An 11616-nucleotide genomic window follows, 5' to 3' on the forward strand; every position below is an offset into this window, starting at 1 on the left:
CCCCCCCCCCCCCGCCCCCCCCCCCCCCCCCCCCCCCCCCCCCCCCCCCCCCCCCCCCCCCCCCCCCCCCCCCCCCCCCCCCCCCCCCCCCCCCCCCCCCCCCCCCCGGGGCCCCGTCACGTACCCAGCGTCGAGGAGCAGCAGTGGCGACAGGACAGACCGACGCACCCGCCGGGCAGGACCCGGGTGTGGTGGGCCAGGCGCGGGCGGGCGGGTCCGCCGCGGGCACGGGCGGGCGGCCGGCCGCCCCGCCGGGACGGCGTCGGCCCAGCTGGGTGACGCTCGTCGCCCGCGGTGGCGTGCTGGTCGCGCTCCTGCTGGTCGTCGTGGCGTTCGGCATCGCCCGCCCCGACAGCTTCCTCACCACCAACAACCTCAACGCGATCCTGCAGCAGGCCGCGGCCCCGGCGATCCTCGCCATCGGGCTCACGGTCCCGCTGGCGCTCGGGGAGTTCGACCTCTCCATCGGCGCGATGGTCGGCCTCGGCGGGGCGTCGGCCCTGGCCCTCATCACCCTCCACGGCGTGGCCTGGCCCGCCGCCGTGCTCCTCGCGCTCGGCATCGGCGTCCTGGTCGGCCTCGTCAACGGGGTCTTCATCGCCTACCTCGGCGCCTCGTCGTTCGTGCAGACCCTCGCCATGGGCGTGATCCTGCTCGGGGTCGAGTACCTGTTCACCAACCAGCAGACGCTGTTCAGCGGGGTCCCGCAGGGCTACAAGGACCTCGGGCAGAGCGACGCGGTCCTCGGCGTGAACATCCAGATCTGGCTGGCCCTGCTCGTCGCCGTCCTCATGTACCTGTTCCTCGAGCAGACCGAGACGGGGCGGCGCATCTACGCCGTCGGCGGCAACCCGGACGCGGCCCGGTTCGCCGGCGTCTCGGTGAAGCGGCTGCGCGTGCTCGGCTTCGTCATCGTCGCGGTCGCCGCCGCGGTCACCGGGATCCTGATCACGGCGCAGGGCGGCTCCTCGCAGCCCAACGCGGGCGTCCCGTTCCTGCTGCCCGCCTACGCGGCGGCCTTCCTCGGCTCGGCGACCTTCCGCCCCGGCACCTTCAACGTGCCCGGCACCGTGGTCGCGGTCCTGTTCCTCGGGGTCATCCAGACCGGCCTGCAGATGCTCCAGATCGCCACCGCGTGGATCAACATCATCCAGGGCGTCGTGCTCGTCGCCGCGATGCTGATCAGCCGGCTGGAGAGGAAGCACGCGTGACGGCCGGCCGGCCGCCCGTCGTCGAGGTGCCGGTCATCGAGGTGCGGGGCCTGCGCAAGGAGTACCCGGGCGTCCTCGCGGTGGACGACGCGTCGTTCTCCGTGGCCCCCGGCGAGGTGCTCGGCCTGGTCGGCAAGAACGGTGCCGGCAAGAGCACGGTCATCAAGATGCTGGCCGGGCTGGTGCACCCCGACGCCGGCGAGATCCTGGTCGACGGCGAGCCGCAGGCCCTGGCCTCCTCGCACGCGGCGTCCCTGCTCGGCATCTCCGTGGTGCACCAGGAGCTGGCGCTGGTGCCGCGCAGCAGCGTCGCGGAGAACGTCTTCCTCGGCCTGCCCTACCCGCGCCGGGCCGGGCTGTTCGTGGACTGGCCGCAGCTGCACCGGCGGGCGGCGGCGGTGCTGGCCCGGCTCGGGCTCGACGTCGACCCGCGGGCGCCGGTCGAGGACCTGTCGGTCGCCCAGCAGCGGATGGTGATGATCGCCCGCTGCCTGGCCTGGGAGGCGCGCGTCGTGGTGCTCGACGAGCCGACCGCGTCGCTGACCGACGACGAGATCTCCCACCTGCTCGAGGTGATCCGGCAGCTCGCCGACGCCGGCGTGGCGATCGTCTACGTGTCGCACCGCCTCGAGGAGGTCCTGGGCGCGACCGACCGCGTCGTCGTCATGCGCGACGGCTCGGTGGTGGCCGAGTACGCGACCGCGACCCTCACCAAGCAGACGCTCGTCGCCGGCATCACCGGTGAGGCGAAGGCCAGCGAGAGCCAGACCGTGCACGTGCACCGCTCCGGCCGGCCCGCGGGCGGGGAGCTGCTCCGCGTCACCGGCCTGCACCGGGCGCCGGCGCTGCACGGGGTCGACCTCGTGCTGCGCGAGGGGGAGGTGCTCGGCCTCGCCGGGCTGGTCGGCGCCGGGCGCACCGAGCTGGCCCGGGTCCTGTTCGGCGTCGACGCCCCCGACAGCGGCACGATCACCGTCCGCGGGAAGGACGTCGTCCTCCGCTCGCCGCGCGCGGCGATGCGCGAGCGGATCGCCCTGCTGCCCGAGGACCGCCGTCACCAGGGCAACGACACCGCGCAGAGCATCCGGCTCAACACCACCCTGCCGACGCTGCGCCGCCACCGCGGGGCGAGCTGGCTGCCGCGGCCCAGCGCCGGCCGGGAGCGCGCGGTCAGCGAGGAGATGATCGGCCGCCTCGGCATCAAGGCCCGCGACCCCGAGGTGGCCGTCGGCACGCTGTCCGGCGGCAACCAGCAGAAGGTCGTCCTGGCCAAGTGGCTGGTGCACGGCGCCGACGTCTTCGTGTTCGACGAGCCCACCGCCGGCATCGACGTGGAGGGCAAGGCCGACGTCTACGGGATCGTCGGCGAGCTCGCCGACGCCGGCAAGGCCGTGCTGTTCATCTCCTCCGACCTGCCGGAGCTCGCCGCGGTCGCCGACCGCGTCGTGGTGCTGCGCGAGGGCCGCGTGGTCGCCGAGCTGACCGGCGACGAGGTCACCGAGCCGGTGATCCTGCACCACTGCTACGGCGGCGAGGCCGCCGTGGCGACCACCTGAGAGGAGAGCACGTGCGGCAGAGGTTCGAGGGCAGGGTCGCGTTCGTGACCGGGGCGGCGCGGGGCCAGGGGCGCAACCACGCCCTGCGGCTGGCGCAGGAGGGCGCCGACGTGGTCCTGGCCGACGCCTGCGCCGACGTCGCGACCGTCGGCTACGCCCTGGCCACCGAGGAGGACCTGGCCGAGACCGTGCGGCTGGTCGAGCAGCAGGACCGGCGGGCGGTGGCCGGCCGGGTCGACGTCCGGGACGGCGCCGCCCTCCGGGAGCTGGTGGACCGCGGGGTCGCCGAGCTCGGCCGGCTGGACGTGGTCGTGGCCAACGCCGGGGTCGGCGGCAGCGCGCCGATGGCCGAGATGTCCGACGAGACGTGGCAGGACATGATCGACATCAACCTGACCGGCGTCTTCAAGACCGTCCGGGCGGCGCTGCCGCACCTGTCGGCCGGGGCCTCGATCGTCCTCACCGGGTCCATCGCCGCGGCCAAGGGGCTGCCCAACAACACCCACTACACCGCGGCCAAGCACGGCCTGGTGGGCATCATGCGGGCGCTGGCCAACGAGGTGGCCCCCCAGGGCATCCGCGTGAACTGCGTGAACCCGACGAACGTCGACACCCCGCTGCTGTTCAACGACGCGATCTACAAGCTCTTCCGGCCCGACCTCGAAGCGCCGGGCAGGGACGACGTCGTCGACATCATGCGGGGCATGCACGCGCTGGACACCGGCTGGGTCGAGCCCGACGACGTCAGCAACGCCGTCCTCTTCCTCGCCTCGGACGAGGCCCGCTTCGTCACCGGCGCGACGCTGCCGGTCGACGCGGGGGCGCTCATCCGCTGACGCCGCACGCACGAGAGGGGGGAGGCGCCGCCGGCGCCTCCCCCCTCCGTCGTGCTGAGCTCAGTAGGGCAGGTCGAGCTCGATGTGCCGCTTGGTGAACCGCCAGGCGCCGTCGGCCTCCTTGACCAGCTCGTCCTGGTAGAGCGCGGTCGACAGCAGCGTGGCCTTGCCGTTCTCGACGGAGATCAGCGTCAGGTAGGAGTCGACGGTGGCCGCGTCGTCGGTCTCCTTGCGGATCGCCATGTTCGTGGTCACGTGGCGGCGCTGGTCGGTCTGGCTGGCCAGGCTGTCGGTCATCAGCTTCATGACGGCCTCCTTGCCCTCGAAGGGGCCGATGAGGTCGCCACCGCCGATGCGCATGGTCAGGACGGCGGAGTCGGCGAACGTGTCGGCCATCTCCGTCATGTCGTTCTGGTCGTAGGCGATGGAGTAGCGGTTGAGGACGTTCTCGATCTCTCCGCGAGCGGACATGGCGGCATCTCCTGGGCGACGGGCCGGCTGCTCCGGCCGGACGGTGTGATCGGCATTACCCTATGCATGGTTCGCCTGTTTGACCAGGGCCCCGGGCGCGGGAGGCGCAGCCCGGGGCCCCGGCCGTCCGGGGCCGTCGCGCGACGGCCGGAGTGGTCAGGCGACAGAGTGGTCAGGCGGCGGCGTCGCGCGGGACGTCGAACTCCACCAGCAGGCTCTCGACGCTGCGGGTGTAGAGGCCGACCTCCTTGGGCGTGAAGCCCTCCTGGAAACGCAGGTTCGGCATGTTGTCCAGCACGAGGTCCAGGGCCACCTGCATCTCGGTGCGGGCCAGCAGGGAGCCCACGCAGAAGTGGCGGCCGAGGATGAACTGCACGTGGTTGGCGGCGCCGCTGAAGGCCTTGGCCACGTCGAGGTCGCTGCGGTGGATGTCGAAGCGGTCGGGGTCGCTGAAGTGCCGCTCGTCCCGGTTGGCCGAGGCGAGCATCAGGATGCAGGTCGCACCCTCGGGGATCGTCGTCCCCTCGATCTCCACCGGCTGCTCGGTCTGGCGCATGATCATGTGCACCGGGCCCGAGTAGCGCAGCGTCTCCGCGATCGCCGCGTCGGCCAGGCTCCGGTCGGCCCGCACGGCCTCGAGCTGGTCGGGGTGGGCGATCAGGTTGGTCATCATGCTGGCGATGGCCTTGTCGGTGGTCTCCCCGCCGGCGACCAGGAGCAGGCTCACGAACGCCTTGATCTCCTCGTCGGACATCTGCTCGCCGTCGACCTCGGCACGGCACATCCGGGAGAGCAGGTCGTCGCCGTCGCCGTCCCGCCGCTCGCGGATGATCGGCAGCATGTACTCGCGCAGCTCCTCGCGGGTCTGGTCGGCCGCGGCGGTGATCGCCGGGTCGCCCGCGAGGTTGTTCAGGTGCGCGATGACCGAGTGGTACCAGCGGTGGAAGCGGTCGTGGTCGCTCTTGGGCAGGCCGAGCATGTCGACCATGACCCGGATCGGGAACCAGGTCGTGAACTCGGCGACCAGGTCGATCCGCCCGCGGCCGGACAGCTCGTCCATCATCTCGCCGCCGGCGCGGCGGACCGCGGACTGGATGAGCTCGGCGGCGTTCTGCCGGATCACCGGCATGAACGCCTCGAGGCCCTTGCCGCGGAAGAACGGGTTGAGCAGCGACCGGTGGGTGGCGTGCTCCTTGCCCTGCATCTGCAGGATCGTGCGGCCGTGGATCGGCTCCAGCTGCCAGTCGTAGTTGCGGCTGGAGAACGCCTCGCTCTTGAAGGCCGCCGCGCAGTCGGCGTAGCGGCTGATCAGCCAGCTCTGCGTCGCCTCGTGGTACACGGCCGGGTAGTGGTCGCGCAGCACCTTGTGGAAGGGGTACGGGTCGGCGACGTACTCGGCCGACAGGATGTCCGGGGCGGGCGGGGCGGCGGTCGACTGGCTCATGCTGGCGCTCCTGGGCTCGGCTGACGCGACGGTGCGTAAACAGGCTCACCATATGCAGGTTGTGGCCTGTGCCACAACAGGCAACGGGCGCCGCCGCGGGGATTCCCGCGACGGCGCCCGTGGGGGTGCCGGGGTGGCTACTTCACGTAGGCGCCGGCGTCGACCGGCAGCGTCACGCCGGTGACGTAGCGGGCCTCGTCGCTGGCCAGCCAGAGCACGGCGTTGCTGATGTCGACGGTCTCGAGCCACGGCACCGGCAGGGCGTTGAGGCTCATGAAGCCCGGCATCGCCTTCTCCTGGCTGGGCTCGGGGTCGCCGGGGGAGAACATCGCGTAGGTGCCCGGGTTCTGGATCATGATCGTGTCGACGTTGGTCGGGTGGATCGTGTTGACCCGGATGCGGTGCGGGGCCAGCTCGTTGGCCAGCGTGCGCATCAGGCCCACGATGCCGTGCTTGGCGGCCACGTAGTGCGCCACGTGCTGGATGCCCTTGAGCCCGCCGATGGAGCTGGTGAACATGATCGACCCGCCGCGGTCGGCCTCGATCATGGCGGGGATGGCGACCTTGGCGGTGTGGAAGACGCCGGTCAGGTTGACGTCGATCATGTCCTTCCACATCTCGCCGGTGAGCTCCCACGCCTTGCCGTAGGTGGCGATGCCGGCGTTGGCGACGACGGTGTCGACCCGGCCGAGCTCGGCCAGGCCCTCGTCGAAGGCGGCCTGCAGGCCGTCGAGGTCGCGGACGTCGGCCTTGCGGGCCACGATCCGCCGGTCCAGCGCCTCGACCTGCTTGACGGTCTCGGCCAGCTCGTCCTCGGTGGCCAGCGGGTAGTACGGCGTCACCGTCGCGATGTCCTCGCAGATGTCGACGGCGATGATGTCGGCCCCCTCCTGGGCCAGCCGGATCGCGTGGCTGCGGCCCTGGCCGCGTGCCGCTCCGGTGATGAAGGCGACCTTGCCCTCCATGCGTCCTGCCATGACCGTGCGCTCCTGTTCTCCGGTCTCCCGGGGTCCCCGGACCGCGGCGGTGCGGACCGGTCGGTGCTGCTGGGGGTGGGGTGGGTCAGCTGCGGGCGGACGCCGCCGAGACGCCCGCGGGGACGGCGCCGGGCGGCAGCCGGCGCTCGCCGGGGGTGAAGGTGGCCGGGATCCGCTGCCAGCCCTTGTTGACGCCCTGGCGCGGGTAGCGCTTGAGGCCGGACAGATCGACCTCGTAGTCGGGCATCCGCTCGAGCACCTGCTTGAGCATCTCCTTGGCCATGCGCTTGCCGAAGTGCGAGCCGGCGCAGCGGTGCACCCCGACGCCGAAGGACACGTGCCGGTTCGGCCAGCGGTGGATGTCGATCTCGTCGGGGTTCTCGAACTGCTTGGGGTCGCGGTTCGCCGAGGACCAGGCCAGCAGTGCGCGGTCACCCACGTGCATCGAGCTGCCGTGGAACTCCGTCTCCTGGACCACGGTGCGGGCCAGCGCCTGGGTGGGGGAGAAGTAGCGGAGGAACTCCTCGATGGCGCGGTCGAGCAGCGACGGGTCGTCGATGAGCTCCTGGCGGACGTCGGGGTGCTCGTAGAGCCACACCAGCGTCTGGCTGACCAGCGAGGCCGTCGTCCCCACGCCGCCGCTGACGAGCAGCTCGACGATGGAGAAGGTCTCCTCCTCGGTGATCGGCCGGCCGTCGACCTCCTGCTGGACCAGGTAGCTGATGACGTCGTCGCGCGGCTCGGCCTTGCGGGCGGCGATCGTCTGCCGCATCTGCTCGGTGCCGTAGGGCAGGTCGACCTCGATCGCCTGCTTGTACAGCGGGCTGTCGGTCGGCTCGGCGAGCGTGGCCTGGTGCGAGCGGGCGTAGATCTGCCAGTCCTCCACCGGCAGGCCGAGCCAGTCGATGGTGCAGATCGCCGGCACGCCGATCACCTGCGCGAGGTCGGCCTCACCGGTCTCGATGAGCTCGTCGATGAACCATGTCGTCCACTTGACGATCATGTCCTCGACCTTGGCGACGGCGGCCGGCGAGGCGACCGGGTTGACCACCTTGCGGAAGGAGCGGAACTCCGGCGGGTCGAGCTCGATCGGGATGTGGAAGTGCATCGGCGTCTTCGGGATGACCACCGACAGGCCGGGCCCGCCGTACTGGTCGAGGCGCTGGGAGGAGAAGACGTCGTCGTCGCGGGCGGCCTCGAAGACCGAGTCGTAGTCGCTGAGCACCCAGAACCCGCCGTGGTTCTCGGTCCAGGCGACCGGCGTCGTCTCCCGCAGCTTCCGGTAGCTGCCGACGGTGTCGTCGGCGTGCTCGGCGGAGTGGTGGTCGAAATCGACGACGGGGCTGCGGTCCTGAGTGCTCATCTCGTCCTCGTCTTCTCTGTGGCACGGCGCACCTGTGATAATGCTTATCCTAGTTTGTGCCTGTCAACGTCCGGACGCGGCACCCGCGGCCGGCCCGCCCCGAGGGGGATGCGATGCGAGTCTCGGTCGACCTGGACGTCTGCCAGGGCCACGGCGTGTGCCACATGAGCGCTCCCGACGTGTTCGAGCTCGACCCCGACGACGCCCATGCCATCGTGCAGGTGGACCCGGTCCCGCCGGCGCTCGAGGGCGACGCGCAGACCGCCGCCGACGCCTGCCCCGAGCGGGCCATCACCGTCACGCGCTGACCCGCGTGCGCATCGTCGTCGTCGGCGCGTCGCTCGGCGGCGTCCGCACCGTCCAGGGCCTGCGCCGCCGCGGCAGCGAGGCCGAGATCGTGCTCGTCGGCGACGAGCCGGGCGCGCCCGACGGCGTGGCCGCCGACCGGCCGCCGCTGTCCAAGGGCTTCCTCGCCGACCCGGCGGTCGAGGCCCGGCCGCTGGTGGGAGCCGAGGAGCTGGCCGGTCTCGGGGTGCGCCTCGTGCCCGGCCGGGCCACCGACCTGGACCTGGCCGGCCGGCGGATCGGGCTGCACGGCGGCGACGAGCTCGCCTTCGACGCGCTCATCGTCGCCACCGGCTCGACCCCGCGGGCGCTGCCCGGGGTCGAGCCGCTGCCCGGCGTCCTCCCGCTGCGCTCGGCGGCCGACGCGGCGGGCATCCGCGCCGCCTGCGTGCCCGGCGCCCGCGTCGTCGTGGTCGGCGGCGGCTTCATCGGCGCGGAGGTGGCCTGGACGCTGCACGGGCTCGGCCTCGCCGTCACGGTCGTCGAGCCGCTGCCCACCCTGATGGTGCGCGGGCTGGGGCCAGAGGTGGGCGGCGCGTTCACCCGGCGGCACGCCGCGGCCGGGATCGACCTGCGGATGGGCGCGGCGGTCGCCGGGCTCGAGGGCGCCGACCGGGTGACGGGGGTGCGGCTGCTCGACGGCACGCTGCTGCCGGCCGACGTCGTCGTCCTCGGGCTGGGCACCTCGCCCGAGACCGGCTGGCTGGCGGAGTCGGGGCTGGACCTGCGCGACGGCGTGGTCTGCGACGAGCACCTGGCCGCGGTCGGCGCCGAGGGCGTGTACGCGGTGGGGGACGTCGTCCGGTGGCGCTCGGCGCGGTACGGCGAGGACGTCCGGGTGGAGCACTGGACCAACGCCGTGGAGACCGCCGGTGTGGTCGCCGCGGAGCTGACCGGGACGCCGACCGTGCACGACCCCGTGCCCTACGTCTGGACCGACCAGTTGGGCGGCAAGCTGCAGGTGTTCGGCCGGGTGCGGCCGCAGGACGAGCTCCGGGTGGTGCACGGCGACCTCGACGACGCGTTCGTCGCGGTCACCGGCGGCGAGGGGCGGCTGCAGGCGGTCGTCGGGTTCGGCGCGGTCAAGCAGCTGCTGCCCTACCGGAAGCTGCTGCTCGCCGGCGCCGGCTGGGACGAGGCGCTCGCCGGCTGACCCGCCGGCGGGCGCACCCAGCGGTGCACCACCAGGAAGCACAGCCCGCAGCAGGTCATCGCGGTGACGGTGAGCGCCCACGAGGCGTCGTAGGAGCCGGTCGCGTCGGCCGCCGCCCCGAACGCCAGCGGCGAGACCAGGGCGCCCAGGTAGTAGCCGCTGGACATGACCGCCGTCGCCCGGCCCACCGCGTGGGGCGCGCGGTCGATGGCCACGCCGTGGGCGAAGCCCGACCCGACCAGGTCGGCCAGGATCGCCACCACCGCGCCGACCACGAGCAGGGCCAGCGCGACGTGCGAGCCGGTCCAGACCAGGGCGGTGCCGACGACGGACGTCCCGGCCACCGCGGCGGCGGTCAGCGCCCGCCGGCGCGGGCCGGCCCGGTCGGCGCGCCGGGCGGCGGCGACCATCACGCCCGCACCCAGGGCGGTGCCGCTGGCCGAGATCACGCCTGCGGTGGTGCGCGAGACCCCGGCGTCGACCAGCGTGATGACCAGCCAGGAGAAGAGCGGCTGGGAGCCGAGCACGTAGAGGAACGACGCCCCGACCACCCAGCCGAAGCGGCGGGGCAGCCGGCCGGCGGGGGCGTCGGCCGCCGTCGCCGGGCGTGCCGGTGGGAGCAGGACCGCCCCCGCGACGGCGTTCAGGGCGAGCAGGCCGGCCAGCACCAGGGCCACGCCCTCCCAGCCGATCCGCCCGGCGAGCGGCAGGCCGGCCAGCGCCAGCACGGTCGCCCCGAGGGGGATGCCGGAGGTCTTGACCGCGACCGCCGTGCCGGCCTGGTCCGGCCGCGAGACGGCGGTGACGGCCACGCTGGTGCCGGCGTTGGCGAAGGCGTAGCCGGCGCCGGCCAGCGCGCTGGCGGCCGACAACGTGGCGAAGCCGGGCCACAGCGCCGCCGCGGTGAGCGCGAGCGCCACCAGCACCTGGTCGCCGACGATGCAGGCGCGCGCGCCGAGCGGGTCGACGACGCGGGACACCAGGAGCGAGGTCACCCCGGTCGCGCCGTAGAAGAGGCCGACCAGCAGCCCGAGCTGCGCGCCGGAGAGGTCCAGGCTCGCGCGCACGTCGGGGCCGAGGTAGCCGACCAGGAACGTCGGCGCGCAGCCCAGCCCCATCGCGGCGGTGGCCACGGCCAGGACGGCGGCCCGGCTGGTGGTGCGGGCACCGGGCCCACGGGTTCCCCTCATCGCTGGTAATGCTTATCCTAGTTTTTGGCTCAGCGGAACTCCGGCACCGCGGCGGGTCCGCCCCATCCCACGACCTGGAGGCAGCACTCGATGAGCGACACCATCGCCGTCCTCGGCGGGACCGGCGCGCTCGGCCGCGCCCTGGCGCTGCGGCTGGCCCGCAGCGGGCACCCCGTCGTCCTCGGGTCCCGCGACGCCGGGCGCGCACGGGCCGCGGCGGAGACGCTCCGGGAGGAGCTCGCGGCCGCCGGCGTCGACGGCGCGCGGGTCGAGGGCACCGGGAACGAGGAGGCGGCCGGCTCGGCCGAGATCGTGCTGCTGGCCACGCCGTGGGACGAGAGCGGCGACAGCATCCGGGCGCTGGCGCCCGCGCTGGCCGGGCGGCTGGTCGTGTCGTGCATCAACCCGCTCGGCTTCGACGCCCAGGGCCCGCACGGGCTCGCCGTCGCCGAGGGCAGCGCCGCCGAGCAGACCGCCGCCCTGCTGCCCGGCTCGACGGTGACCGCGGCGTTCCACCACCTGTCGGCGCCCAGCGTCGCCGACCTCTCCCGGGACCTGTCGGGGGAGGACGTGCTCGTGGCCGGGGACGACGCCGCGGCGCGCGCCCGCGTGGTCGAGCTCGCCGCTGCGGTGACCGGCCGGCCCGGCGTCGAGGTCGGCGCGCTGCGCCAGTCGCGGGTGCTGGAGCCGATGACGGCGGTGATCATCGCGGTGAACAAGCGGTACAAGACGCGCGCCGGCGTGCTGCTGACCCACGTCGACCCGAACCGGGGCCGCGCGTGAGCGCCGCCGGGCTGACGCTGCCGCCGGCTCCTCCCTCGGCGGCCGCCGAGGAGGTGCGGCTCGAGGTCCGGGAGTTCCTCGCCGCCGAGCTCGCGGCCGGGTCGTTCACGCCGCACGTGGACACGTGGCTGTCGGGGGTGGACCCGGCATTCTCCCGGAGGCTGGGGGAGCGGGGGTGGCTGGGGATGACCTGGCCTCGCCGGTACGGGGGGCACGAGCGGTCGGCGATGGAGCGCTACGCGGTCACCGAGGAGCTGCTGGCCGCCGGTGCGCCGGTGGCGGCGCAC

The 11616-nt window shown here is 73.7% G+C and carries 12 protein-coding genes; 7 read left to right on the forward strand and 5 right to left on the reverse strand.

Annotated elements, in window-relative coordinates; genetic code table 11:
- Nucleotides 1-143: 143 nt before the first annotated feature.
- Genes ACI8AX_RS23240 through ACI8AX_RS23250 form a run of 3 tightly spaced genes read left to right on the forward strand, consistent with a single transcriptional unit; the run spans nt 144 to nt 3603 of the window.
- Nucleotides 144-1211: an ABC transporter permease gene (locus ACI8AX_RS23240; protein ID WP_456552245.1), complete on the forward strand. Its 1068-nt coding sequence runs from the start codon at nt 144-146 to the stop codon at nt 1209-1211.
- Nucleotides 1208-2767 (forward strand): sugar ABC transporter ATP-binding protein, encoded by a 1560-nt coding sequence (locus ACI8AX_RS23245; protein ID WP_456552246.1) that lies wholly within the window; start codon nt 1208-1210, stop codon nt 2765-2767. Before ACI8AX_RS23240 ends, ACI8AX_RS23245 begins: the two co-directional genes overlap by 4 nt.
- An 11-nt stretch (nt 2768-2778) precedes the next feature.
- A complete protein-coding gene (locus ACI8AX_RS23250; RefSeq protein WP_456552247.1) occupies nt 2779-3603 on the forward strand; it encodes a mycofactocin-coupled SDR family oxidoreductase in 825 nt (274 codons plus the stop codon).
- A gap of 60 nt (nt 3604-3663) precedes the next feature.
- Here the strand turns inward: ACI8AX_RS23250 and ACI8AX_RS23255 are convergent, their stop codons facing one another.
- The 4 genes from ACI8AX_RS23255 to ACI8AX_RS23270 all read right to left on the reverse strand — a co-directional run bounded on the left by ACI8AX_RS23255 (nt 3664) and on the right by ACI8AX_RS23270 (nt 7858).
- Complete coding sequence (locus ACI8AX_RS23255; RefSeq protein ID WP_456552248.1) at nt 3664-4074, reverse strand: nuclear transport factor 2 family protein; 411 nt, start codon at nt 4072-4074, stop codon at nt 3664-3666.
- Nucleotides 4075-4246: 172 nt separating this feature from the next.
- Entirely contained in the window at nt 4247-5518 is a 1272-nt protein-coding gene (locus ACI8AX_RS23260; RefSeq protein ID WP_456552249.1) for a cytochrome P450, read from the reverse strand.
- Nucleotides 5519-5655: 137 nt separating this feature from the next.
- Complete coding sequence (locus ACI8AX_RS23265; RefSeq protein ID WP_456552250.1) at nt 5656-6495, reverse strand: mycofactocin-coupled SDR family oxidoreductase; 840 nt, start codon at nt 6493-6495, stop codon at nt 5656-5658.
- Between the two features lie 85 nt (nt 6496-6580).
- Complete coding sequence (locus ACI8AX_RS23270; protein WP_456552251.1) at nt 6581-7858, reverse strand: cytochrome P450; 1278 nt, start codon at nt 7856-7858, stop codon at nt 6581-6583.
- Between the two features lie 113 nt (nt 7859-7971).
- On the opposite strand from ACI8AX_RS23270, the gene ACI8AX_RS23275 reads away from it, so the two are divergent.
- Nucleotides 7972-8166 (forward strand): ferredoxin, encoded by a 195-nt coding sequence (locus ACI8AX_RS23275; RefSeq protein WP_456552252.1) that lies wholly within the window; start codon nt 7972-7974, stop codon nt 8164-8166.
- A 5-nt stretch (nt 8167-8171) separates the two neighbouring features.
- A complete protein-coding gene (locus tag ACI8AX_RS23280; protein WP_456552253.1) occupies nt 8172-9356 on the forward strand; it encodes an NAD(P)/FAD-dependent oxidoreductase in 1185 nt (394 codons plus the stop codon).
- On the opposite strand, the gene ACI8AX_RS23285 is transcribed toward ACI8AX_RS23280, so the two are convergent.
- On the reverse strand, nt 9302-10546 hold the full coding sequence (locus tag ACI8AX_RS23285; RefSeq protein ID WP_456552254.1) for an MFS transporter: 1245 nt from the start codon (nt 10544-10546) through the stop codon (nt 9302-9304). The two genes, ACI8AX_RS23280 and ACI8AX_RS23285, sit on opposite strands and share 55 nt — an antisense overlap.
- A gap of 90 nt (nt 10547-10636) precedes the next feature.
- Here ACI8AX_RS23285 and npdG point away from each other — a divergent pair, with 90 nt between their 5' ends.
- Both npdG and ACI8AX_RS23295 read left to right on the forward strand, forming a co-directional pair.
- Nucleotides 10637-11329 carry an NADPH-dependent F420 reductase gene (npdG, locus tag ACI8AX_RS23290; protein ID WP_456552255.1) on the forward strand — a complete coding sequence of 231 codons (693 nt, stop codon included), beginning with the start codon at nt 10637-10639 and terminating at the stop codon, nt 11327-11329.
- Nucleotides 11326-11616: acyl-CoA dehydrogenase family protein (locus tag ACI8AX_RS23295; RefSeq protein ID WP_456552256.1), on the forward strand; the 291-nt coding region annotated here is incomplete at its 3' end. The genes npdG and ACI8AX_RS23295, both read left to right, overlap by 4 nt.

Source organism: Blastococcus sp. SYSU D00813 (assembly GCF_054050735.1).